Origin of the sequence: Bradyrhizobium monzae (genome assembly GCF_021458635.1) — a bacterium.
Taxonomy (GTDB): Bacteria; Pseudomonadota; Alphaproteobacteria; order Rhizobiales; family Xanthobacteraceae; genus Bradyrhizobium.
In genome coordinates this window covers 89264-111463 of record NZ_JAIRDQ010000005.1, presented here as the reverse complement: position 1 = coordinate 111463, position 22200 = coordinate 89264, and the positions used below count along the sequence as shown (strand labels likewise).

At 64.4% G+C, this 22200-nt stretch carries 25 protein-coding genes; 11 read left to right on the top strand and 14 right to left on the bottom strand.

Annotation, left to right across the window (positions count from 1 at the left end; translation table 11 throughout):
* The first annotated feature begins 17 nt into the window (after window positions 1-17).
* Window positions 18-698, top strand: a complete 681-nt coding sequence (locus K3F49_RS19795; RefSeq protein WP_234682625.1) for an SDR family oxidoreductase — start codon at window positions 18-20, stop codon at window positions 696-698.
* On the opposite strand, the gene K3F49_RS19790 is transcribed toward K3F49_RS19795, so the two are convergent.
* Entirely contained in the window at window positions 699-1046 is a 348-nt protein-coding gene (locus K3F49_RS19790) for a hypothetical protein (RefSeq protein WP_234682624.1), read from the bottom strand.
* 124 nt (window positions 1047-1170) lie between these two features.
* On the opposite strand from K3F49_RS19790, the gene K3F49_RS19785 reads away from it, so the two are divergent.
* The 3 genes from K3F49_RS19785 (at window position 1171) to K3F49_RS19775 (ending at window position 2571) form a co-directional block, all read left to right on the top strand.
* Window positions 1171-1857, top strand: a complete 687-nt coding sequence (locus tag K3F49_RS19785; RefSeq protein ID WP_234682623.1) for a DUF2161 domain-containing phosphodiesterase — start codon at window positions 1171-1173, stop codon at window positions 1855-1857.
* A gap of 23 nt (window positions 1858-1880) precedes the next feature.
* Complete coding sequence (locus K3F49_RS19780) at window positions 1881-2180, top strand: putative quinol monooxygenase (protein WP_234682622.1); 300 nt, start codon at window positions 1881-1883, stop codon at window positions 2178-2180.
* Window positions 2181-2265: 85 nt separating this feature from the next.
* Entirely contained in the window at window positions 2266-2571 is a 306-nt protein-coding gene (locus K3F49_RS19775) for a hypothetical protein (RefSeq protein WP_234682621.1), read from the top strand.
* A gap of 74 nt (window positions 2572-2645) precedes the next feature.
* Here the strand turns inward: K3F49_RS19775 and K3F49_RS19770 are convergent, their stop codons facing one another.
* From K3F49_RS19770 to K3F49_RS19740, 7 genes are all read right to left on the bottom strand, one after another.
* A complete protein-coding gene (locus tag K3F49_RS19770) occupies window positions 2646-3251 on the bottom strand; it encodes a GNAT family N-acetyltransferase (RefSeq protein ID WP_234682620.1) in 606 nt (201 codons plus the stop codon).
* A gap of 151 nt (window positions 3252-3402) precedes the next feature.
* On the bottom strand, window positions 3403-3801 hold the full coding sequence (locus K3F49_RS19765) for a PaaI family thioesterase (protein WP_234682619.1): 399 nt from the start codon (window positions 3799-3801) through the stop codon (window positions 3403-3405).
* A 154-nt stretch (window positions 3802-3955) separates the two neighbouring features.
* Entirely contained in the window at window positions 3956-5158 is a 1203-nt protein-coding gene (kynU, locus tag K3F49_RS19760) for a kynureninase (protein WP_234683007.1), read from the bottom strand.
* Window positions 5159-5166: 8 nt separating this feature from the next.
* On the bottom strand, window positions 5167-6006 hold the full coding sequence (kynA, locus tag K3F49_RS19755) for a tryptophan 2,3-dioxygenase (protein WP_234682618.1): 840 nt from the start codon (window positions 6004-6006) through the stop codon (window positions 5167-5169).
* A 34-nt stretch (window positions 6007-6040) separates the two neighbouring features.
* Entirely contained in the window at window positions 6041-6850 is an 810-nt protein-coding gene (locus tag K3F49_RS19750; RefSeq protein WP_234682617.1) for an alpha/beta hydrolase, read from the bottom strand.
* Window positions 6851-7004: 154 nt separating this feature from the next.
* Entirely contained in the window at window positions 7005-8282 is a 1278-nt protein-coding gene (locus tag K3F49_RS19745; protein ID WP_234682616.1) for an ArgE/DapE family deacylase, read from the bottom strand.
* Between the two features lie 52 nt (window positions 8283-8334).
* A complete protein-coding gene (locus K3F49_RS19740; RefSeq protein WP_234682615.1) occupies window positions 8335-9060 on the bottom strand; it encodes a pyridoxamine 5'-phosphate oxidase family protein in 726 nt (241 codons plus the stop codon).
* Between the two features lie 76 nt (window positions 9061-9136).
* Between K3F49_RS19740 and pdxR the strand changes: the two genes are divergently transcribed.
* A complete protein-coding gene (gene pdxR, locus K3F49_RS19735; RefSeq protein ID WP_234682614.1) occupies window positions 9137-10624 on the top strand; it encodes a MocR-like pyridoxine biosynthesis transcription factor PdxR in 1488 nt (495 codons plus the stop codon).
* A gap of 67 nt (window positions 10625-10691) precedes the next feature.
* Window positions 10692-10937, top strand: coding sequence for a DUF6719 family protein (locus tag K3F49_RS19730; RefSeq protein ID WP_234682613.1), 246 nt, complete (start codon window positions 10692-10694; stop codon window positions 10935-10937).
* Between the two features lie 3 nt (window positions 10938-10940).
* Here K3F49_RS19730 and K3F49_RS19725 read toward each other — a convergent pair whose 3' ends face one another.
* Both K3F49_RS19725 and K3F49_RS19720 read right to left on the bottom strand, forming a co-directional pair.
* Window positions 10941-11306, bottom strand: a complete 366-nt coding sequence (locus tag K3F49_RS19725) for a hypothetical protein (RefSeq protein WP_234682612.1) — start codon at window positions 11304-11306, stop codon at window positions 10941-10943.
* A gap of 35 nt (window positions 11307-11341) precedes the next feature.
* Window positions 11342-11719, bottom strand: a complete 378-nt coding sequence (locus K3F49_RS19720; RefSeq protein WP_234682611.1) for a hypothetical protein — start codon at window positions 11717-11719, stop codon at window positions 11342-11344.
* A gap of 124 nt (window positions 11720-11843) precedes the next feature.
* Between K3F49_RS19720 and K3F49_RS19715 the strand changes: the two genes are divergently transcribed.
* A complete protein-coding gene (locus K3F49_RS19715) occupies window positions 11844-12047 on the top strand; it encodes a hypothetical protein (protein ID WP_346657330.1) in 204 nt (67 codons plus the stop codon).
* 11 nt (window positions 12048-12058) lie between these two features.
* Here K3F49_RS19715 and K3F49_RS19710 read toward each other — a convergent pair whose 3' ends face one another.
* Window positions 12059-12607 carry a CreA family protein gene (locus K3F49_RS19710; RefSeq protein WP_234682610.1) on the bottom strand — a complete coding sequence of 183 codons (549 nt, stop codon included), beginning with the start codon at window positions 12605-12607 and terminating at the stop codon, window positions 12059-12061.
* A gap of 208 nt (window positions 12608-12815) precedes the next feature.
* Between K3F49_RS19710 and K3F49_RS19705 the strand changes: the two genes are divergently transcribed.
* From K3F49_RS19705 to K3F49_RS19690, 4 genes are all read left to right on the top strand, one after another.
* On the top strand, window positions 12816-14486 hold the full coding sequence (locus K3F49_RS19705; protein ID WP_234682609.1) for a L,D-transpeptidase family protein: 1671 nt from the start codon (window positions 12816-12818) through the stop codon (window positions 14484-14486).
* A 92-nt stretch (window positions 14487-14578) separates the two neighbouring features.
* On the top strand, window positions 14579-15148 hold the full coding sequence (locus K3F49_RS19700; RefSeq protein ID WP_234682608.1) for a glutathione peroxidase: 570 nt from the start codon (window positions 14579-14581) through the stop codon (window positions 15146-15148).
* A 155-nt stretch (window positions 15149-15303) separates the two neighbouring features.
* Window positions 15304-16308, top strand: a complete 1005-nt coding sequence (locus K3F49_RS19695) for a polysaccharide deacetylase family protein (protein ID WP_234682607.1) — start codon at window positions 15304-15306, stop codon at window positions 16306-16308.
* Window positions 16309-16315: 7 nt separating this feature from the next.
* A complete protein-coding gene (locus K3F49_RS19690) occupies window positions 16316-16873 on the top strand; it encodes a dihydrofolate reductase (RefSeq protein ID WP_234682606.1) in 558 nt (185 codons plus the stop codon).
* A gap of 78 nt (window positions 16874-16951) precedes the next feature.
* Here the strand turns inward: K3F49_RS19690 and K3F49_RS19685 are convergent, their stop codons facing one another.
* The 3 genes from K3F49_RS19685 to K3F49_RS19675 form a co-directional block, all read right to left on the bottom strand.
* Window positions 16952-18961 carry a tetratricopeptide repeat protein gene (locus K3F49_RS19685; protein WP_234682605.1) on the bottom strand — a complete coding sequence of 670 codons (2010 nt, stop codon included), beginning with the start codon at window positions 18959-18961 and terminating at the stop codon, window positions 16952-16954.
* Between the two features lie 136 nt (window positions 18962-19097).
* Entirely contained in the window at window positions 19098-19550 is a 453-nt protein-coding gene (locus K3F49_RS19680; RefSeq protein ID WP_234682604.1) for a DoxX family protein, read from the bottom strand.
* A 316-nt stretch (window positions 19551-19866) separates the two neighbouring features.
* Window positions 19867-22173 carry an NADP-dependent malic enzyme gene (locus tag K3F49_RS19675; protein WP_234682603.1) on the bottom strand — a complete coding sequence of 769 codons (2307 nt, stop codon included), beginning with the start codon at window positions 22171-22173 and terminating at the stop codon, window positions 19867-19869.
* Window positions 22174-22200 lie beyond the last annotated feature (27 nt).

Sequence of the window (22200 nt, the reverse complement as noted above, 5' to 3'; positions counted from 1 at the left end):
AGACGACGGAGAGTATCGTGCAGGGAAAAATCATTGTCGTGACCGGTGCGCTCGGCGCGCTTGGCAAGGTGGTGGCTGACATCGCGCAGTCACGCGGCGCGCGGGTCGCCGGCATCGATCACGCGCCCTCTCAAAGACCAGCGACGGCCGAGCGCATCGAGATCGGCGGCGTCGACCTGTCCGACGCGACGCAGGCGAAGACGGCGGTGGAGACTGCCGCGAAGCATTTCGGCGGACTGGACGCACTCGTCAACATCGCCGGCGGCTTTGCCTTCGAGACCGTCGGTGACGGCGATATCAAGACGTGGAACCGCATGCATGCGCTGAACGTGCTGACGGCCCTCAATGCCTCGCACGCGGCGTTGCCGCATCTAGCCGCTGCGAAAGCAGGCCGCATCGTCAATATCGGCGCCATGGGCGCGCTGCAGGCGGGCTCCGGCATGGGTCCTTACGCGGCATCGAAGGCGGGCGTGCACCGCCTCACCGAGGCGCTCGCCAACGAATGGAAGGGCAAGGTCACGGTGAACGCGGTGCTGCCGTCGACCATCGACACCAAGGCCAACCGCGCCGACATGCCGAAAGCCGACTTCGCCAAATGGGTGACGCCGCAGGAGCTTGCCGAGGTGATCCTGTTCCTCGTCAGCGACGCCGCGAGCGGCGTCACCGGTGCGCTGATTCCGGTGAGCGGGCGGGTCTGATCAATCCGGCACAAGCAGCCGCAGATTGCCCCTGAAACGGATGCTCTGCTTGCCCGCGAGCGCCATGCCTTCGCCATAGGCGGTCTCGTTGGTATAGGTGCCGCTGAAGCCGATGGTGACGACCTTCCGACCCCAAACCGGACGCTCGTCGAACGAGGGCGAATGTTCCTCGTTGGTCAGCTCACCCTTCCACTTGCCAACGGCGGACGTGTAGCTGCCATAGGCAAAGAAAAAGGAATCGCCGCCGCGCATAGTGCCGTCGCGCAGCACCATCACGCCCTGATTGCCGCCCTGCACGCCATCCAGCATCTCGATCCGGATGTGATAAAGCCCGTTCCTGATCGTCATATTCGCGCGCGCCCGCCTGTTCCCCGCGCAGGGGTATAGCTGGCTTGACTGCGTCCGGGCAAATGGCCGGCAACCCGATCCGGGCTAAACTGGCTGCAACTGATTCTCCGATCGGAAACTCACTTTGGAAACCGAGCTCTATCTCCCGGTCAAACGCTTCCTCGAAGAGCTTGGCTTCTCTGTGAAGGGCGAGATCGGCGGTTGCGATCTCGTGGGCCTGAGCGCCGGCGATCCGCCGGTGGTGGTGATCGGCGAACTCAAGCTCGCGTTCAATCTCGAGCTTATTCTGCAGGCGGTCGATCGCGCGCCGGCGGGCGACGAGGTCTGGATCGCCGCAAAGATGTCGATCCGCGGCAAGGGCCGCGAGAGCGACGCGCGCTATCGCAATCTGTGTCGGCGCCTCGGCTTCGGTATGCTCGGGGTAACGGACAACGGCCAGGTCGAGGTGCTGGTGAAGCCGCCGACGGCCGCGCCCCGCCGCGAGCCGAAGACGCGCTCGCGGCTCGTGACCGAACATCAGCGCCGCCAGGGTGATCCCGTGCTTGGCGGCAGCACGCGCGCACCCATCATGACGGCCTACCGCCAGCAGGCGCTGGCCTGCGCGTCCGAGCTCGCAGGCGGTCCGCGGCCCGTGCGTGAATTACGCGGGCGCTGTCCCGATGCGGGCAAGATTCTCCTGCACAACGTTTATGGCTGGTTCGAACGCGCCGAGCGCGGGATCTATCGGCTGACCGAGGCCGGCCACGCCGCGCTGAAGCGCTGGCCGCAGATACCGGTCAAGACCATCGCGCGCGAAGCATCCCTGCCCTAGCGGCAATCACTTTGGGGAATGGCATGATCGTGGTGACAGGCAGTGTGACGGTCCGGCCCGAGACGTTCGAGGAGGCACGGCGCCTCAGCCTCGAACACGTCCATCGTTCGCGCCAGGAGCCCGGCTGCATCTCACATGCGGTGCATGTCGACTGCGAGAACCCGCTCAGGCTGGTGTTCTTCGAGCAGTGGGCCGACCGCGCCGCGCTTGCGGCCCATTTTGCGGTACCTGCGTCCGGCGATTTCGTACGGGCCCTGCGGTCCCTCGCCACAGGGCCAACAACGCTCGAACTTTATGACGCCAGCAAGCTTGAGAAGCTTTGAGTGCATAGCTGAGATGCCACACCAAATTCATATTGCAATGCAACATGGGTAGCACTAGGTATCCCGGCATCAAACCGAGGCCGTTATGAGCGCAGACTGGAATACCAAATATGGCACGCGGCGCGTGCGCCACGATCCTCCCACCCTGGACGAGGCGATCTTCGCCGCCGTCGGCATTACCGACGACCAGGAGCAGCAGGCCGAAATCGCCGCCTCGCTGATGGGGATGCCGCTGGATGTCGTTCAGGCCGAGGTGAAGAAGCAGGCCCGCACCAACAGCCGTATCACCGCAACCCGCGTGATCGCCGGCGAACAGGGTGCGCAGCGCTCGATCGTGGTCGAACGCCGCGTCGTCCGCCGCTTCGGCAACGACAAGCGCACCGGCACCTGAGCTTTTACCCTCTCAGCTTCAATAAAAAGCGGACCGGCGTTGCTGGTCCGCTTTTTGATTCAGGTCCTTGAATTTCAGGCTGCGCGGTTGCCGTACATGCTGGAGATCAGCTTCCAGCAGGTCGAGTTGAAGTTGAGAATTGCGCGACCAGCCTTGAACGGCGCCGCTGCGAGATCGGCAAGCTCGGCCTCGGGCGTCTTGCCGAGATCGATCGTGCCGGTGGATTCACCATGACGGAACTGCAGATGCGCGCCGAACTTCTTGGCGAGCGCCCGCATGGCGTGATTCTCCGCCCCCGTGGTGATGCGCAGGCTCTTGTGTCCCTTCCAGCGCGCCTCCGCGATCAGGCGGCTGAACAGCACGGTGCCGACGTTCTGGCGGCGGGCGGAAGCTTCCACGCTGAAGGCGACCTCGGGCAAGGAATCGCCCTCGGGCGGATGCAGCTCGGCCGCACCACGGACCATGCCATCAACGATATAGGCGACGATCACAGTGCCGTCCTCGGCGCAGCGGGCGGCGTAGCGCTGGATGAAGCTGTCGTCGAGAAAACCGTTGAAACGGTCATGCCGGCTTGCGGCATCGAGCCTCAGCAGATGATCGCGCAACAGCGGCAATTCTTCCTGCTGGATCAGGGTCCGCACATAGCCCGGGGCGGTGCGGACGGTGTCTTCAAGTACCACGTCATAACTCCTCTTGGTGTCCCTCGAGGAGGCGTTCGAATCCCTAGGCCTCCAATATTGTGCGTCGCAACAAATCTTTCAAGACGGGAACATGCCCAAGTTTGAGGCAACGGAGGCGACCAATTCGTTAACAAAATCAAGGCCCGTAATCTTACAGGACCAACTGCGTCTGGGTCACAACCGCGACCAGCTTGCCGTCCTCTGTCTCCAGCCGGGTGGTCCAGACCTGGGTCCGGCGCCCCCGATGGACCGGGGTGGCCGTGGCGATGACGGTGGTTCCCTCCCTGGCGCCGCCGATGAAGTTGGTCTTGCTCTCCAATGTCGTCGTGCCCTTGGCATCCTCGGGCAGGTTGATCACGGTTGCAGCTGCCCCGACGGAATCGGCCAACGCCATCACCGCGCCGCCGTGGATGGTGTGATGCAGGGTGCAGAGATCGGGCCGCACCGTCATCCGCGCCACCACGCGATCCTTCTCGGCCTCGACGAACTCGACGCCCTTGAGCTCGGCGAACGGCATCTTCATCGCTTTAAGCTTTTCGAGCGGCGTCATCAGATTTCCTCCCAATTCATTGTTGTCGCAGCGTGAATGGCTTCGCGCGGCAAAGCAATGACGTCGAAGGTAATGGCCGCCGTGACATTGGCACTCTGGTCGTGTGGAACGCGCTCTCGATCCCTCAGCTGGACGCCGGGAGAGACTTCCTCCCTCACGTCACCGCATTGACGACCTGATATTCCGGCCGCCGCCACACCTCACCTGCGATCACCTCCTCGATGATCTCGGCCGCTCGCATGATCTCGCTCTCGCCGATATACAGCGGCGTGATGCCGAATCGGATGATGTCAGGCGCGCGGAAATCACCGATGAGGCCGCGGGCGATCACGGCCTGCATGGCGGCATAGCCGCCCGCGAAGGCGAACGAGACTTGCGAGCCACGGCGATCATGCGCGCGCGGGGTCACGAGCTTCAGAGACGGACAGCGACGTTCAACTTCGGCAATCAGGAGATCGCCGAGCGCCAGCGAACGCGCGCGGACCTCCTTGAGATCAACCCGATCCCAGATGTCGAGCGAAGCCTCCAACGCCGACATCGCCAGCACCGGCGGTGTACCCACGCGCATGCGCTCGACGCCGCCGGCGGCCGCATAGCCAGGCTCGAACGCGAAGGGCTTTGCGTGCCCCATCCAACCCGACAGCGCAGCGCGTGCATCATCGGCATGGCGCGGCGCGACGTAGAGAAACGCCGGCGCGCCCGGGCCGGCATTGAGATATTTGTAGGTGCAGCCGGCAGCGAAATCCGCGCCGCAGCCGGCGAGATCGACCGGCAGCGCGCCGGCCGAGTGGGCGAGATCCCAGACCGTGACGATGCCGAGCGCATGCGCCGCGGCGGTCAGCTTCGCCATGTCGTGACGGCGGCCGGTGCGGTAGTCGACCTCGGTGATGTACAGCACCGCAATCTCTTCCGACAGCGCGGCCTCGACCTCCTCCGGCGGCACCAGACGGAGCTGATGGCCAAGCCCGAGCGTCGCGATCAAGCCTTCGGCCATGTAGAGATCGGTCGGGAAATTGCCGGTGTCCGACAGGACGACCTTGCGCGATGCATTCATGTCGAGGGCGGCGGCGAGCGCCTGATAGACCTTGAGCGACAGCGTGTCGCCCACCATTACGGAGCCGGATTCCGCGCCAATCAGCCGCGCGATGCGATTGCCGACGTGGCGCGGCTGGGCGTACCAGCCGGCCGTGTTCCAGGCGCGGATCAGCTCGTTGCCCCACTCCGCGGTGATCACGCGGCTGACGCGTTCGGCAACGCCAAGCGGCAGCGCACCCAGCGAATTGCCGTCGAGATAGATCACGCCGTCAGGGAGATGAAACAGCGCTTTGGTGTCGTCGTAGACGCGAAGCCTGATCATGGTCATCCCTACAGAATCGTGCGGACGCGCCAGAGCTCCGGAAACAACTCGACCTCCAGCATGCGCTTGAGATAGCTGACGCCGCCAGTGCCGCCGGTGCCGCGCTTGAAGCCGATGACGCGCTCGACCGTCGTGACGTGGTTGAAGCGCCAGCGCCGGAAATAATCCTCGAAATCGACCAGCTTTTCGGCGAGTTCGTAGAGCATCCAGTGCGTCTCCGGCGCCTCGTAAACGATTCGCCAAGCCTGCAGCACCCCCTCGCTGAAACTGTGGGTCTCGCGAACGTCGCGCGCCAGCACCGCGGTCGGCATCTTCAGCCCGTGGCGGTCGGCGAGCCGTAGCACCTCGTCATAGAGGCTCGGCGTCGCAAGCTCGGCTTCGAGCAGCTTCGTCGTCTCCACATCGTGGGCATGCGGCTTCAGCATGGCGTGGTTGCGGTTGCCGAGCAGATATTCAATGAGCCGGTACTGGCGCGACTGGAAGCCCGAGGACTGGCCAAGCTGGGAGCGGAAGCGCGTATATTCGCTCGGCGTCATCGTGCGCAGCACATCCCAGGCGTTGTTGAGCTGCTCGAAGATGCGCGACATCCGCGCCAGCATCTTCATGGCGGGCTGCACTTCGTCCTTGGCGATAGCGCGGCGCGCGGCGCTGAGCTCGTGGATGGCAAGCCGCATCCACAGCTCGGTGGTCTGATGCTGGATGATGAACAGCATCTCGTCATGCGCTTCGGAAAGCGGATGCTGCGCACCGAGAATCGCATCCAACGCCAGATAGTCGCCATAGGACATGCGCCGGGCAAAGTCGGTCTCGGCGCCTTCGCTTGAGGGATCATAATCGCTGGACGTCATGACGGGCCCTCTCGATCGATCATCCTTGCCCTCGTCAGTCGAGGCCGATCAGCCGCGCGGTGATCGACGACGACGGATCCTTGAGCGCATCGATCACCGTAAAATGGTTGAGCCCGGGATCGACGACGAGACGCGTCGGCACGTCAAAGCCGGTCCAGACATTGGCGAACAAGTCGGACTGGCGGATGAATTCGGGCCGCTCGCTCCCGCCGACCCAGGCGGTCACAGGCGAATGTCCGCGTGGCAGATGCAGCGCCGCGCTTTCGAGCGTCGCCTCCTCCATGGTCATGCACAGTGTCTCGTTCATCCTGGTCTTGAGCAGCGGCCGCAGATCATGCAGCCCGCTGATCGATAGCGTGCCGGCGATGCGGTTGAAGACGGTGGGCTCGAGCCGGCTGTCGTCGCAGAGCATGCGCGTGACGAGATGGCCGCCGGCGGAATGACCGGCGAGCCGGATCGGCCCCGCGACGAGCGACGCCGCTTTCGCGACCGCGGCGCTCATCTCTGCGGTGATGTCGGAGATGCGCGCCGCCGGCGTCAGCGTGTAGCTCGGCAGCGCCACCGTCCAGCCGTGGTGCCGCGCACCTTCGGCGAGATCGGTCCAGGTCGACTTGTCGAAGCGCATCCAGTAGCCGCCGTGCACGAACACGACGAGGCCCTTGCTGTCGCCGTCGGGCAGAATCAGGTCGAAGCGCTGGCGCTCACCGGAGCCGTAGGCGATGTCGGGGCGAAAATCCTTCAGTCCGGCGCGGTAAGCCGCGGCCCGCTCGGCCCATTGCGCCGGCATCTTGTCCGAGCCCGGGATATGGGCCGAATTGGCGTAAGCATCATCCCAATCGCGCATTGTTGCTCCCGAGGACTCGTCCAGCGAACCGGGCACCAGTCTGCCACCGGGCGGGGCGGCATCCTAGTCTTTCTTTTAAGCTTAAAGGAATTGAGAGAGCCCTTGTTTCGGGCAGACGCGGCACTCCAGCCGCCACCCTCAGACACCGCGGCCGTTACGCCTTCTCCACCCCGCACCATTCCGCGACGAACAGCGCCATGGCCTTGGTCGTCTTCTTCAGCGAGTCCAGATCGACATATTCGTTGAAGCCATGCATCTCGCCACCGCTGGCGCCGAAGCAGAGGCTCGGAATGCCGTAATTGAGTCCGTAGAAACGGGTATCGGTGAGCGCGGTGAAGACGAGATCTTCGACCGCGCCGCCATAGACCTTGTTGAACGCCTTGCCGAAGGCGGCTTCCGGCGCGGCGGAACCGGTCAGCTCATAGCCTTCCGACAGGAAGCCCGACCATTCGACCTCCGGCGGATTGTTGGCGAGGAAGCGGTGGTTGCGCGAGGCAGCGGCAACGCAGGCCATGATCTCCTTCTGGTGATCGGCGATCGACCAACCCGGCAACACGGCAATGCGACAATCGACATCACACCAGGCCGGCACGCTGGAGGCCCAATCACCGCCCTTGATGATGCCGGGGTTGAAGTTGATGGGATGGTTGAGCGTCTTGAAGTGGTGGTCGGCCTTGGCGCGCTCGTTCCACTCGACCTCGAGCTTCTGCAGCGCGTGGACGAGATGATACGCCGCCATGATCGCGTTCGACCCAGAGCCGGCAAAGGCGACATGGGTCGGATGGCCCTTCACGCGCAGGCGAAACCAGATCACGCCGACCTGCGAGCGCACCATCTTGCCTGCGGTGGGTTCGGGGATGAAGCAGGCTTCAGCGCGGTAGCCGCGCTGAAGCGTCGAGAGTGCGCCGACGCCAGTGCTCTCTTCCTCGATCACCGACTGAAAGTGAATCCGCGCCGTCGGCTTGAGGTCGGCCGCCTTGATCGCATCCAGCGCATAGAGCGCGCCGATGGTACCCGACTTCATGTCGCAGGCGCCGCGACCGAACATCTTGCCGTCCTTGATAACAGGCGAGAACGGCGGTGTGTCCCACAATTCCAATGGCCCCGCCGGCACCACGTCGCAATGCCCCTGGAGGATCAGCGATTTGCCAGCCTCGGTGTTCGGACGATAGGTGCCGACCACCGTGCGTGCCTTGGAGAAGTCATGCTCGATCGGCCCGAAACCGCGCAGATCCCTGAGATCGTCGACATTGATGTGCCAATCGTCGACCTCATAGCCGCGCGCGCGCAGGAGGTCACCGATCATGTCCTGGCACGGACCCTCCGCCCCGCGGGTCGAAGGGATCGCGACAAAATCGCGTGTGGTCGCAAGCTGGGCTTCAAAGCCGGCATCGACGGCGTCTAGAATCCTCTGCTGCGTTTCGGCATTCATCAGGCAACTCCGGGCATCCAGGTGGTCAAGGGTGCGCGCAAGCTAACCGATTTCAGCCGTTCGGGTACTCCACAAAATAAGCATCCCGCAATGCATCTTCGAGCAGTCGGCCTTCCGAATAGCCATTCAGCGTCGCCGGCCGGCTCACGCCATCGAGCAGCCGCGGGCATGGCTCCGGCGCGCCCAGAACGGTGCGGACCGGAATGCGCTCGGCATAGATGGGCAATTCGTAATCCTCATCGTCGTCGGCGACACCCTTGGCACGGACCTTTGCGGAAGCTTCCTCGATCTCCATCGCGATGAAGGAGGTCGCCTTGATCTCCTGGGTGTTGCTGGCCCGCAGGCTCGCGGTGCGATCCGGGAAGAAGCGGTCGACCATCGCGACCACGGCACGCTCTTTCTCTTGCGCATCGGTGACGAGATAGGCGGTGCCGAACGCCATCACCGCGCGGTAGTCGGCGGAATGATTGAAGCCGCAACGCGCCAGTACGAGGCTATCGAGATGGGCGACCGTGAGGCACACCCGCTCGCCCCTGGTCTGGTTGCGCAGCATGCGGCTCGCGCTCGAGCCGTGCCAATAGAGCCGCGTTCCCTCGCGCCAGAAGAAGGTCGGCGTGCAATAGGGCTGGCCATCGATGACATAGGAGACGTGGCAGAGCATCGACGAATCCAGGATACGATGAACCGTCTCATGATCGTAGAAGCCGCGATCGTGCCGACGCTTCACCTGGTTGCGCGCCGACGTCGGGTAGGAATCCTGGCTCTCGATCTGGCTCACGGCCGCTCCTCATCGGGATTGGAAGAACTCCAGGCTAGTTGTAGTCATGCATTTGGTCTGCGATAGTGCCAATTCCATGCAAAAAATTCCGACCAATTCGCCCTCCCCGGCCAGATCGTCTTCGCCGGCAAAGCCCGAGTTGCCGCTCGATCTCGCCGGCCCGCACGTCACCGTCGGCGCCTCCTCAGCGCACCGGCTGTACCAGGCGCTGTGCGAGATGATCGTCTCTGGTCTGGTCAAACCCGGCGAGCCGCTGCCGCCGTCGCGGACGCTGGCCAAGCAGACCGGCTTTCGGCGCAACGCGGTCGTCACGGCTTACGAGCGCCTGATCGCCGACGGGTTCGCGCAAGCCACCGTCGGCTCCGGCACGTTCGTCGCAGCGCGCATTCCGGCGCGCGCCGCCACACAGAAGAAGCCAAAGGTCGTCGTCGAGGCGCCGGGGCAAGGCGCGCTTTCGCTCGGCTGCACCCATATCGACGAGCGCGCGGTGCAGCGCTTTCGCGCGTTTGTCGGCCGCCGCATGCGCGCCTTCGGCGCCGAGCATCTGCATTACGGCGATCCGCGTGGCAGCCGTGAGTTGCGCGTCGCGATCGCAGATCATCTGCTGTCGGCGCGGGGACTACGCTGCGACCCCGACCAAATCATGCTCACGTCGGGCACGCTGCACACCCTGCGCATCGTTCTCGGCGCGATCCTGAAGGCCGACGATCGGGTCTGGTGCGAAGATCCGGGCTATCCCATCGCACGCAGGACCATCGCGCAATGCGGTTATCGCACCGTGCCCATTCCCGTCGACGCCCACGGCCTGCAAATCGCGAGGGGCCGCATCGCCGCACCGTCCGCGCGCGCGGCCTATGTCACGCCATCGCATCAGTTTCCGCTGGGCGTGCAGATGTCGATGCCGCGGCGGCTGGAGCTGCTCGACTGGGCGAAGCAGGCCGGCGCCTTCGTGTTCGAGGACGATTACGACAGTGAGTTCCGCTATGACGGCGCGCCGCTGATGTCGCTCGCTGGCATCGATCACCTCCAGCGCGTGATCTACATGGGCACGTTTGCCAAGACGCTGTTTCCGGGGCTGCGCATCGGCTATTGCGCCCTGCCCGAGCGCCTGCTGGGCGACGTCACGGCCGCGCGCGCCGCGCTTGACCGCTTTCCCGGAACGTTGATGGAAGGCGCAGTCGCCGACATGCTCAATTCCGGCGCGTTCGCCGCAAATTTGAAGCGCGTACGCAGACTCTATCGCGAGGCTCGAGACGCGCTGGCCGAAACACTCGAAGCCGCATCGGATGGCGCGCTGTCGGTCCCGGTGCCGTCGCAGGGCCTGCACCTCGTAGCCCGGTTCGATCCGTCGGTTGCGCCCGCAATTGCGGCCGAAGCGAAGCAGGCCGCGGGCGCTGAGGGCTGGCTGCTTGCCGACACCTATGCGCGTGCACGTCCCCTGCCCGGATTCGTGCTGGGATTTTCGGGGCACGCGGTTCCACATCTCGTCGCCTCCGCCGAACGGCTCGCGCGGGAGGCGCGCGCTGCCTTGCGCAGCAAACGCAAGTCGGTCCGGCGGGCGTGACAAAGGTTGACTATGAGAATCGAGCGCCGCTCCCTACATTGCCGCATCGACGCCGGAACCCCTCATCATGTCACTCTGTCGCGCAGCCTGTCTCTCACTCCTGATCTCCGCCGTGCTCACGGCGGCGGCGCACGCGGCCACGGTCGGCCGCGAGCAGGACATTGTGGATCTCAAGCTTGGTCAGCGCGTGATGGTGGATGATGGAACCTGCCCGGCTGGACAGGTCAAGGAAGTTCGCGGTTCGAAGATGAGCGACAAGGGCGTCGTGCGAATCAGTTCTTGCGTAGCGCGGTACGGTCCGAAATCGAAGTAACCGCTACGTCTTTGCCGGGTCGAACATGCACTGCAGGGTCGGCTTGGCGATCTTGGTGAAGGTCGCGCCGATTTCGCTTTGCTTTGCCGCAGGCACCCAATCGGTCTCGATCGTGGGAACGCCGGTCTCGCTGATGCCGCGCAGCAGCGCCTCGCGCAGGTCGCGATCCTCGACCACGGCCGCAGCATGATCGTGCAGACAGCCGCAGACCTCCTCCGGATGCTCCCAGCGCCCCAGCATGCGCGGCGCACATTGCCGCACGAATTCGGTGCGCGGGTCCGGCAATCGGTTTGGTGCACGCACCTGCGCCTGGACGGAACTGACCGTCAAAAAAGAGAGGACCGCTGCAGCGCAGAGACGAAGGTACATGGTGGCCTTTTGCCGGCTGATTTTCTTGTTGCCGATCAGAAGCGCGCGGCGAGAACGATCGGTTGCGGCGCCGTGGTCGTGACCGGCGAGCCGCTGTACTGGAAGGTGCCGATACCGGGCAGATTACCGTCCGGCGCGCCGGCGAACGAGGAACCGACGAGCACCAAGCCGAAAGCGATGGTGAAGCTGAGCGCGCGCATGGATCTGTCCCCGAATTGCGTGGCCGGCGGTGCGCCGTCGTCGTTGTGAAGCTGATAACCATCCGCGGTTTCTTCCGTGATGCGCCCAAAGCCCAAAATGGTTTCGTTGCCAGTGAGAATTGTTTCGTCGCGCGCGGCGTGACGAAACAATTCTCGGAAAACGTCAATCATTTCAGAAGGGACGCGTGATGGTTTGAGCTCACTTGGGAACAACCGTCCACGCAGCTTAAGGTGACGCGATCACATCCAAGACATCGGCGCTTCACATGCATTTTACGGTTTTCTGCTGAAGAGAGCCGCAAACGAAGGCCCGTCGTCAACCGGGCCCACAAGAGGGATGGCCATCATGATGGCGCAAAATCGCGCAACGGCGCGCGACACGGCCGAACAGAGCGACCGCGCCGATCAACGCACTGCTTCGCCAGGGGCGATGGTCCTGCAATCAGGCCGCGGCTACGAGGCCGCGCCGCAGGCGTTCGTACGGTTGAGCGGCTCGCACCTTGCCAAACCGCGCGCGAGCCGCGATCGCATCGCTGAGTGAACGCATGCACGTCAGTGAGTGAAGAAGTCGCCGCACTTCTGGACGTTCGCGTCGGCCGGTCCCCACGGCATGATCGGCACCGTCGAGGTCGAATTCTTCGGCGATCCCTCGATCAGCCTGTCCGAATAGACCATGTAGACCAGCACGTTGCGCTTGGCGTCACAGCCACGAACGATCTGCATCTTCTTGAAAAAGAGCGAACGGCGCCGGCGGAACATGTCGTCGCCCTGCTCCATCTTGTCCTTGAATTTGATCGGACCGATCTGGCGGCAGGCGAGCGAGACGTCAGAAACCTCCTCGGCAAGACCGAGCCAGCCCTTGAAACCGCCCTTTTCCGGCACCGTGAAATGGCAGGCCACGCCCTCGACCTCGGGGTCGTCGAGGCCGTAGGTCGCGAGCTTGTCATTCGGGCTCATCCATTTGAACACGGTGGAGCGACGGAAGATCAGATCCGGCTCGTCGGCGGCCTGCGCGGACGCCGCCGGCATGGCCAGAGTCAGGAGGAATAAAGCGAGGCCTTTCAAGCGGATGCCGGAAAGACCGGGGAAACGAGATGACATGAAGTTCTCCGGTAACAAGTTCCGGCAATGTAGGCATGGGGCGGTCGCTCAGGAAGACGATGACAGCCGGGCGCGGGCGCCGTTTACCGCTCTGTGAGGCTTTTTTGCTACGTGTTGGACAAAAGTAGCTGATGGCAGAACCGGTCTGCTGGTGAACGCGTATCCCCTCTGCGACACTAATGTCTGATTTGGATTATGGATTCGAGGAATGACTAGCGTGAACGGGTCCCGTTTTGCTGCCGCGCCGGTACGGCTGTGGCAGTGTGCCATTTTGACGGCCGCGGGTGCGATCGGTACGACCAGCCAGGCAGAGGCAGCGTTCTACTACACGCCGGATTATTCAGACGGATCCTACTACTCACGACCGGTGCGGCACCCCGACGAGCCGCGGCAGAAGCGCGGCCTGGCGGCTAAGACCAAGAACGAGGCGCGCGGCGAGAAAGAGGCCGGCGCGAAGCCGCAGGGTCCGCTCGTCATCGTCGTCTCGATCGACCGGCAGAAGGTGACGGTTTACGATTCCAACGGCATGTTCGCGGAGTCGCCGGTGTCGAGCGGCATGAAAGGCCACTCCACGCCGATGGGCGTGTTCAGCATCATCCAGAAGCACAAATTCCACCACTCCAATATCTATAGCGGCGCGCCGATGCCGTACATGCAGCGGATCACCTGGTCCGGTGTGGCGATGCATGCCGGCGTGCTGCCAGGCTATCCTGCCTCGCACGGCTGCATCCGCATGCCGATGGCGTTCGCGGTGAAGATGTGGAACTGGACCAAGATGGGCGCGCGCGTGATCGTCGCGCCCGGCCAGATGAGCCCGCAAAACTTCTCGCATCCAATGCTCGCCTCGCTGCGCGTCCCGCCGCAGCCGGCCGCAAGCCTCGAGCCGACAACGAGCGTTGGCGACAAGGCGGACAAGGGTGCGCCTAAAACCTCGGTCACTGAAGCGAAGCCGGTTGAAACCAAAACCGCCAGCGCTGAAGGCGCGCTCGAACTGCGCTCCACCGTCGGCCATACCGTGATGTCGGATGTGACCACGGGCAATGCGCCGGCCCGCGAGGAAGCGGCCAAGACCGAGATCACGACCGACACCAAGTCTGCCGAGGCCCCCGAGCCGGCCAAGCAGCCCGACGCGGCGAGCACCGAAGCGAAGCCTGCTGAAGCTGCAGAGGCTCCCACGGCGACATCCGACGACAAGCCGGCTGACAAGGTCGAGACCACGAACTCCGACCTGCCGAAGGCAGAAGCTGCCACGTCCGAAACTGCAAAGTCCGAGCCGGTCAAGGCTGACGCGGTAACGACCGAGAAGAAGCCCGACGCGGCGGTGACGGCAATTGCGCCCGCGCAGGCCACTTCGCCGGACGGAACCAAGGACCTGACCCGCGTCGCCGATCCCGCGCCGTCCGTGAAGCCGGACCTGCCGAAGCGGACCGGCCAGATCGCGGTGTTCATCAGCCGCAAGGATTCCAAGCTCTACGTGCGGCAGAATTTTGCGCCGCTGTTCGATGTGCCCGTCACCATCGCGGCAAGCGACCGACCACTCGGCACGCACGTTTTCACCGCCGAGGTCGACAAGACCGATTCCAATGCGCTGCATTGGTCCGTCGTGTCGCTGCCCGTCGCTGTCCGCGCCGCTGCGCGCGAGGACGATGGACACGTCACGCGCCGCCAGCGTGGCGCCGCCGTGATCCCTGTCGCCGCAAAGCCGGTGATCACTCCCGATAGCCCGGCCGAGGCACTGGATCGCATCATGATCCCTGCCGACGCCATGGCGAAGATCAACGAGATGCTCACCACTGGCGGCTCGGTCATCGTCTCCGACCAGGGCATCAATCAGGGCGAGACCGGCGAAGGCACCGACTTCATCGTCCGCCTTTACTAAGCCTGGCACCGCGTCAGATAACGCGGTGTTGAGCGGGCCGGTCGTCACGGCGGGGTAAGCTGCGTGCCGGATCACATCCGGGGGACGCCGCCATGCTGAACCGCAGAACCGTACTCACCACGGCGCTTCTCGCAGCAGCCACATCGGCAACCCGTGCGCGGGCCGATGGCGGCATGAGCCGGATGTCCGCTTACGCATTCTCCTTCCCTGCTTTGGCCGGCGACGACATTCGGCTGGCCGCGTTCACCGGCAAGCCGGTACTGGTCGTGAACACCGCTTCGCTGTGCGGCTACACACCGCAATATGCGGGACTGCAGGAGCTCTGGAGCGAGTTTCGCCAGCGCGGCCTCACCGTGATCGGCGTGCCCTCCAACGATTTCGGCGGCCAGGAGCCCGGTGGCACCAGCGAGATCTCGGAGACTGCGCACCACCAATACGGCGTTACCTTCCCCATCACCGCCAAAGCCGTCGTGGTCGGGGCGAAGGCGCATCCCTTCTACAAATGGGCGGCCGAGGCGCGGCCGCGGGAGGTCCCGAAGTGGAACTTCCACAAATACCTGATCGGCCGCGACGGCTACATCGCCGAGGTCTTTCCGTCGGCTGTCGAGCCTGCCGACACGCGCATCAAGACAGCGATTGCCCGGACTCTCGCCGACAGCTGAGCAAACAGGCTTGGGCACAATTGGGGCGAAGCGCCAAACAGCCGTTGCAATGGCGATGGAGCACCATCTAGGCTAGGATGATCAGGGGCAGGATAGGTTTTGCCGGAGGCGAAAAGCCGCGGCGGAACAACGGGATCAATCTCGAGGACAACACCATGCGTGTGGCGGCAGGACTGATATTGGCAAGCGCGATGTCTGTTGCGCTCACAGGCGCGGCATGGTCGCAGACCCCGGCTGCGAAACCCGCAGCTGCCACGCAGGCCGCCCCCGCGGCCGCACCGGCCGCTGCTGCGGCGCCCGCCGCAGCGCCCGCGCCACAAGCCTCCGCCTTCCCGCCGCCGCCGCAACAGGCGCCCCAGCCGGCACGCGCGGCCTGCAACAATCCGAACGCGCTGGGCGTCGCCCGCACCGTCGAGATCGACACCACCGGCGGTCCCGGCTTCGGCTTCGAGCATTTCAAGGAGCTCGACTTCCTGCGCGACAAAGAGGTCGTACTGACCTTCGACGACGGCCCCTGGCCGCACAACACGGCCGCCGTGCTGAAGGCGCTGGCCGAGCAGTGCACCACCGGCATCTTCTTCTCGATCGGCAAGCACGCCACCTACGAGCCCGAGATCCTGAAGCAGGTCTACGCGGCCGGCCACACCGTCGGCACCCACACCTGGTCGCACGCCAACCTCAACAACAAGAAGCTGACCGAAGCGCAGCGCAAGGAAGAGATCGAGAAGGGCATCAGCGCCGTGAAATGGGCGCTCGGCGGCATCTCGCCTGCAGCGTTCTTCCGCTTCCCGGCGCTGCAACACCCGCCGGAGATGGTCACCTATCTCGGCAACCGCAATGTCGCGATCTTCTCCTGCGACATCGACTCCTTCGACTTCAAGGCCTCCAAGCCCGAGAAGGTGATCGAGACCGTGATGAAGGGGCTCGACAAGAAGGGCAAGGGCATCATCCTGATGCACGACTTCCAGAAGCACACCGCGGAAGCCCTGCCCGAGCTTCTGAACCGCCTCAAGGCCGGCGGCTACAAGGTGGTGGCGATGCGCGCCAAGGCGCCGGTCGCCTCGCTCCCGGAATACGACCAGGAGCTGATGAAGGACGTCAAGCTGCCGACGGTGAGCACGCGCCCGGTCAATTCCGTGGTGACGACCGTTTCCGAATAGTCGTCGCTTGTCTTTCCATTTCGAAGGTTACGTCATCGTCTCGGCGGACGGCATGCTGGCCGACGCCAGCCGCGTCATGCCCGACAGTCTGAAGTTCAAGGGCGACAAGCTGTTCTTCGAGCAGGCGCTCGATGGCGCCGCGCTGATCGTGCACGGCCGCAACTCGCATGAGCAGCAGCCGAATTCGCCCAAGCGCAAGCGGCTGATCACCACCCGCAAGATCAAGGCCCTCACCGTCGATCCGGAGATGCCGAACGCGACGCTGTGGAATCCGGATCATGCGAGCTTCGAAGAGGCTACCGCCTTTGCCGATGTCGCCTCGGGACGGATCGCGGTCATCGGTGGCCCCGCCGTGTTCGACCTGTTCATGGACCGCTACGACACGTTCTGGCTGTCGGAGGCCCCGCATGTGCGGCTGCCCGGCGGCGAAGGCTGTTTTGTGGGCGTGCCGGAGCGAACACCACACGAGGTGCTGGCGTCACATGGGATGAAGCCAGGCGCGCCGTATCTGCTCGACGCGGCCCATGATGTGACCGTCACGCCATGGCGGCCGACCAAGGGCTAAAAAATCGAAAATAACCCCATGCACAGTACCGGTGCGTTGATACCTGCGTGCAACGCATGGGGTTGCCGCGTATAAAGCTCACTGCATGGCGGGCTGGGGCAATCCCGATTTCTCGAGCTCAGCGCGCACGTTGCGGAGCACGCTGGTCCAGTCGCCGGGCTGAATTTGCCGGAACTGGCGCAGCGTCGGATACCAGGGGCTGTCGTCACGGCCGAGCAACCACCGCCAGCACCGATCGAAGCGATTGAGCAGCCACACCGGGCGGCCAAGCGCGCCTGCAAGATGCGCCACCCCCGTATCGACGCTGATGACCAGATCCAGCGCCTCGATCAGCGCCGCGGTCTCGCCGAAATCGTGAAGATCGTCCGTCCAGTCGTGCAAGGACAGACCAATTGGCGGCGACTGACTGGTCGCCGGTCCCTTTTGCAACGAGACAAAACTCACCCCCGGCAGGCCCACCAGCTCCGAAAACCGTTCGAGCGGAATCGACCGGCGCCGGTCGCCGCTCATCGTCTGATTGCCGGACCAGACGAGGCCGACCCGCAGGCCATCGAGCTGGCCGACGCGCGCGCGCCAGGCCGCCGCGCGTTGTGGATCCGCCCGGAGATAGGATGCCTCTCGCGGGATGGTGTCGAGGGTGATGCCAAGGACCCGCGGCAGACTCAACAGCGGACAATGCAGATCGAACGGCGGCAGCGGATCACCGCGCGCGACGATGCCCTCGATTCCCGGCAGCCCCGTCAGGAGCGGCAGCAACGGCCGCTGAACCTCGAGAACGACCCGTCGCCCTGCCGCAATGGCCGGCACGAAACGACAGAACTGGAGGGTGTCGCCCAGGCCCTGCTCCGCATGCAGCAGCAGGACGCGATCGCCGAGTTCTCCTCCATCCCAGAGTGGTTGGCTGAAGCCGCGGAGATGCGGATTTTTCGTCTCCTGCTTCCAGCGCCACTCGTATTCCCGCCAGCCTTCGTCGAACTGGCCCGCCAGCAACAGCGAGATCCCAAGGTTGAAATGCGCGTCGGCATAGTCGGGCTTTTGCGCGACCGCCTTTCGCAGACTCTGAATGGCTTCATCAGGCCGTCCAAGATCGTACAGCAGCGTGCCGAGATTGTTGAGCGCCTCCGGCCAGGCCGGATTGCGATCGAGGGCTGCCCGATAGCAAGGCTCCGCGTCGAGGAAACGACCGGCCTCGCGAAGCGCGTTGCCCAGGGTCAGTTGCGCCGGAACATAGTCCGGCTTCAGACGCAAAGCTTCCCTGCAGCACGCTTCCGCCTCTTCCGGCCGCCCCCGCAGACGCAGCAGATCGCCGAGATTGTTCAAGGCCTCGGGGAAATTGGGCCTGAGTTTGCAGGCTTCGCGAAGATTGAGCTCGGCGTCGTCGAGGCGCCCCAATTTGATGAGAAGACCACCAAGATTGTTACGGGCCTCCGCAAATCCCGGATTGATGCGCAGCGCCTCGCGATAGCAACGCTCGCATTCCTCGAAGGCGGCGAGATCGAACAGCACGGCCCCAAGATTACAATGGGCCTCCGCAAAATCCGGCCGGTGCCTCAGCACCTGTCGAAACTCGCTGATCGCATCGTCGAATTGCTTCCGTCTCACCAGCAGATTGGCGAGATGGAAACGGGCATCGACCTGGGTGCGCACCGCACCGAGGTCCAGACCAACGGGATACCGCAGCACGAGCCGATACTGGGCCTCCTCACCGGCAAAATCCCCGCATTCACCCAGCAGCAGACCAAGCTGAATGTGCGTATCCAGATCGCCGGGCTGATACAACAGCGCTTCCCGGTAGCTCGCGATAGCCTCGCCCCTGCGCCCGAGCGCGCGCAGAGCGACAGCCATGTTGCTGTGATAGACGCTGTTGCGAGGCTGCTGCTTGACGGCGCGACTGAAGAAATCGAGCGCCCTGTCCGAGTGACCGGTCTGGAGCGAAGCAACCCCCAGGAGGAAAATCGCGTCCGCATGATCGGGCTGGGAAGCCAGTATCTGCTGATAAACCGCCTCTGCCTGCGGCAAGCGCCCAGCGCGATGGTGCGCGAGACCGGCCTCGAGCGATCCAGCAACAGACGACGCTTCGGCATACATGACGAGGGGGCCCTATCATCGACGTGATGACTTGCTCCCGATCATTCTGCAGCAACGACCTTGCGCGAAGCTGGGCACACCGCGAACGTCCGCGCCTCAACCGCCCAGGCGACGATGACGTACGAGGCGACGAGACCTACACGTCCCCGTAGGCCGTCTCGGCCGAGCGCGTGGCGCGGCCATAGCCCATGATCATGAACAGCGCGCCGATGATGGAGAGATTCTTCAGCGCGTCGACCAGCATCTTGGCGTTGTCGGGCGCCGGCTGATTCCAGAAATCGTAGAACAGGACGGTCGACACCGCGATGTAGATGATCATCAGCATCGCAAAGAAGCGCGCGCCGAAATTCAGGGCGATCATCAGCCCCGCAACGATCTCGAGCCCGCCGAGCCCGATCGCCAGCAGCTGCGGCGTGGTCATCGCGGTCGCCGTCTCGACCTGCTTGGCGTAAGGCGCGATCACATCGGGCACCACGACCTTGGTGGCGATGAAGTCAGCGGTCGCCTGGATGGCAATGAGCTTGGTCGCGCCCGTGTAGATGAACAGCACGGCGAACAGGATTCGCCCGAAAGTCACAAACGCTGGCATGGTCGGCCTCTTGGCTCAGGCTTTTTGAGATCGGCGTCTTGACGAGAGTGCCGGGCGATTATGAAGGCTAGTGCGTCGGTTTACAAACGGGGAAATGGCGAACTGCAAGCAATTCAAATCTGGCGGCGTGCTTCCCCTCTCCCCCTGTGGGAGAGGGGAAGCACGCCGCAAAGCGGCGAGACGGGTGAGGGGTATCTGTCGGCACGGGCAACTCTGGCGCTCTCGTCTCGTGGAGAAACACCCCTCATCCGGCGCTCCGCGCCACCTTCTCCCACAAGGGGAGAAGGGTTGCACCGTCAGCGCAGCGACACTGCTCTTACGTGAACAGCGTCGGCTGCTGCCGCGCCGCGCGCTCCTGCGCTTCGACCACGGCGACAGCTGTCATGTTGAGGATGCCGCGCGCGGTCACCGAGGGCGTGAGGATGTGCGCGGGCCGCGCCGGGCCGATCAGGATCGGGCCGACCGGCAGCGCGTCCGCCAGCGACTTGATCATCTGATAGGCGACGTTGGCGGTGTCCAGCGTCGGCATGATCATGATGTTGGCCTCGCCCTCGAGCTTGGAGTGCGGCAGCACCATTTTTCGCGCAGCGGCGGAAAGCGCGGTGTCGCCCTGCATCTCGCCGTCGGCCTCGATCTCCGGATGCTTCTCTCTCAGAAGCTGCGTCGCCCGGCGCATCTTGCGCGAGGAGTCGGTGTCGTAGCTGCCGAAATCGGAGTGCGAGACGAAGGCAATCCTGGGCTTGAGCGCAAAGCGCTGAACATGAACCGCCGCGAGCGAGGCGATCTCGGCGAGCTCTTCCGCGCTCGGATTGGGCCGCACTTGCGTGTCGGCGATGAAGAAGGCGCCCTTGCTGGTGATCAGCAGCGCCAGCGCCGCATAGTCGCTGACGCCCGGCGCAAAACCGATGATCTCGCGGACATGCCGCAGATGATGCATGTAGCGGCCCTCGACGCCGCAGAGCATGGCATCCGCCTCCCCGCGCGTGACCGCTAGCGCCGCGATCACCGTGTTGTTGGTACGCACCACCGTGCGTGCCGCATCCGGCGTCACGCCGCGGCGGCCGGCGACCTCGACATAGGATTGCACGTAGGAGCGGTAGCGCGGATCGTCCTCGGGATTGACCAGGTCAAAATCCTTGCCGGCGCGGATCTGGAGGCCGAAGCGCTTGATGCGGGCTTCCACCACCGAGGGACGGCCGACCAGGATCGGCCGCGCCAGCTTCTCTTCCAGCACCACCTGCGTGGCACGCAGCACGCGCTCGTCCTCGCCTTCGGCGTAGATCAAGCGCACCGGCTGGGTCTTGGCCTTGGCGAACATCGGCTTCATGACGAGGCCGGAGCGGAAGGCGAAGCGCTCGAGCAGCGCGGTGTATTCGTCGAAATTGGTGATCGGCCGCGTCGCGACGCCGGATTCCATCGCGGCCTTCGCCACGGCCGGCGCGATGCGCAGGATCAGCCTGGGATCAAACGGACTCGGGATCAGCGAGCCCGGACCGAAGCCCTGCGTCTCGCCGGTGTCAAAGCCCTGCGAGACCGCATCCGACGGCGCCTCGCGCGCGAGTTGCGCGATGGCTTCGACGGCAGCGTGCTTCATCTCCTCGTTGATGGCGCTGGCACCGACGTCGAGCGCGCCGCGGAAGATGAAGGGAAAGCAGAGGACGTTGTTGACCTGGTTCGGGTAGTCGGAGCGGCCGGTGCAGATCATCGCGTCCGGGCGCACCTTGCGCGCCTCCTCCGGCATGATCTCGGGGGTCGGATTGGCGAGCGCCATGATCAGCGGCTTGTCGCCCATCGCCTTGGCCATCTCGGGCTTGAGCACGCCGGGCGCGGACAGGCCGATGAAGATGTCGGCGCCACCGATGACGTCGCCAAGCGTGCGCTTGTCGGTTTTCTGCGCATAGACCGCCTTCCAGCGGTCCATCGTGGTGTTGCGGCCCTCATGCACGAGGCCGTCGATGTCACAGACCCAGATGTTCTTGCGCTGCGCGCCCATCGAGACCAGCAGGTTGAGCGTCGCGATCGCCGCGGCCCCTGCCCCCGACGCCACGATCTTGACGTCCGAGAGCTTCTTGCCGTTCAGGCGCAGGCCATTGGTGATGGCGGCGGCCACGATGATCGCGGTGCCGTGCTGGTCGTCATGGAAGACCGGGATCTTCATGCGCTCCTTCAGCTGCGCCTCGATCTCGAAACATTCCGGCCCGCGGATGTCTTCCAGATTGATGCCGCCGAAGGTCGGCTCGAGCGCCGCCACCGTCTCGACCACGCGCTCGATGGTGTCGGCGGCAATCTCGATGTCGAACACGTCGATGCCGGCGAATTTCTTGAACAGGACCGCCTTGCCTTCCATCACCGGCTTGGACGCCAGCGGGCCGATATTGCCGAGGCCGAGCACCGCGGTGCCGTTCGAGACCACCGCGACCAGATTCGAGCGGATCGTCAGCGTGGCGGCTTCCGCCGGGTTCTTGGCGATCTCGGTGCAGGCGGCGGCAACGCCCGGAGAATAGGCAAGCGCGAGGTCGCGCTGGTTGGCGAGCGGCTTGCTCGCCTGGATCTCGAGCTTTCCGGGGCGCGGCAGACGGTGATAGGCCAGCGCCGCCTGGTGGAGATCATCAGAATACGACATGCGGTCTCTTGCCTCGCGTTATCCGGC

Bases quoted from the DNA above. Each gene is read 5' to 3' on its own strand.
- K3F49_RS19745 (WP_234682616.1), bottom strand. From the start codon at position 8,282: ATGAATGCCGAAACGCAGCAGAGGATTCTAGACGCCGTCGATGCCGGC.
- K3F49_RS19725 (WP_234682612.1), bottom strand. From the start codon at position 11,306: ATGTACCTTCGTCTCTGCGCTGCAGCGGTCCTCTCTTTTTTGACGGTC.
- K3F49_RS19710 (WP_234682610.1), bottom strand. From the start codon at position 12,607: ATGTCATCTCGTTTCCCCGGTCTTTCCGGCATCCGCTTGAAAGGCCTC.
- K3F49_RS19715 (WP_346657330.1), top strand. From the start codon at position 11,844: ATGGCCATCATGATGGCGCAAAATCGCGCAACGGCGCGCGACACGGCC.
- K3F49_RS19700 (WP_234682608.1), top strand. From the start codon at position 14,579: ATGCTGAACCGCAGAACCGTACTCACCACGGCGCTTCTCGCAGCAGCC.
- K3F49_RS19695 (WP_234682607.1), top strand. From the start codon at position 15,304: ATGCGTGTGGCGGCAGGACTGATATTGGCAAGCGCGATGTCTGTTGCG.
- K3F49_RS19790 (WP_234682624.1), bottom strand. From the start codon at position 1,046: ATGACGATCAGGAACGGGCTTTATCACATCCGGATCGAGATGCTGGAT.
- K3F49_RS19675 (WP_234682603.1), bottom strand. From the start codon at position 22,173: ATGTCGTATTCTGATGATCTCCACCAGGCGGCGCTGGCCTATCACCGT.
- K3F49_RS19680 (WP_234682604.1), bottom strand. From the start codon at position 19,550: ATGCCAGCGTTTGTGACTTTCGGGCGAATCCTGTTCGCCGTGCTGTTC.
- K3F49_RS19685 (WP_234682605.1), bottom strand. From the start codon at position 18,961: ATGTATGCCGAAGCGTCGTCTGTTGCTGGATCGCTCGAGGCCGGTCTC.
- K3F49_RS19730 (WP_234682613.1), top strand. From the start codon at position 10,692: ATGTCACTCTGTCGCGCAGCCTGTCTCTCACTCCTGATCTCCGCCGTG.
- K3F49_RS19705 (WP_234682609.1), top strand. From the start codon at position 12,816: ATGACTAGCGTGAACGGGTCCCGTTTTGCTGCCGCGCCGGTACGGCTG.
- K3F49_RS19750 (WP_234682617.1), bottom strand. From the start codon at position 6,850: ATGCGCGATTGGGATGATGCTTACGCCAATTCGGCCCATATCCCGGGC.
- kynA (WP_234682618.1), bottom strand. From the start codon at position 6,006: ATGACGTCCAGCGATTATGATCCCTCAAGCGAAGGCGCCGAGACCGAC.
- K3F49_RS19765 (WP_234682619.1), bottom strand. From the start codon at position 3,801: ATGACGCCGCTCGAAAAGCTTAAAGCGATGAAGATGCCGTTCGCCGAG.
- kynU (WP_234683007.1), bottom strand. From the start codon at position 5,158: ATGATCAGGCTTCGCGTCTACGACGACACCAAAGCGCTGTTTCATCTC.
- pdxR (WP_234682614.1), top strand. From the start codon at position 9,137: ATGCAAAAAATTCCGACCAATTCGCCCTCCCCGGCCAGATCGTCTTCG.
- K3F49_RS19775 (WP_234682621.1), top strand. From the start codon at position 2,266: ATGAGCGCAGACTGGAATACCAAATATGGCACGCGGCGCGTGCGCCAC.
- K3F49_RS19780 (WP_234682622.1), top strand. From the start codon at position 1,881: ATGATCGTGGTGACAGGCAGTGTGACGGTCCGGCCCGAGACGTTCGAG.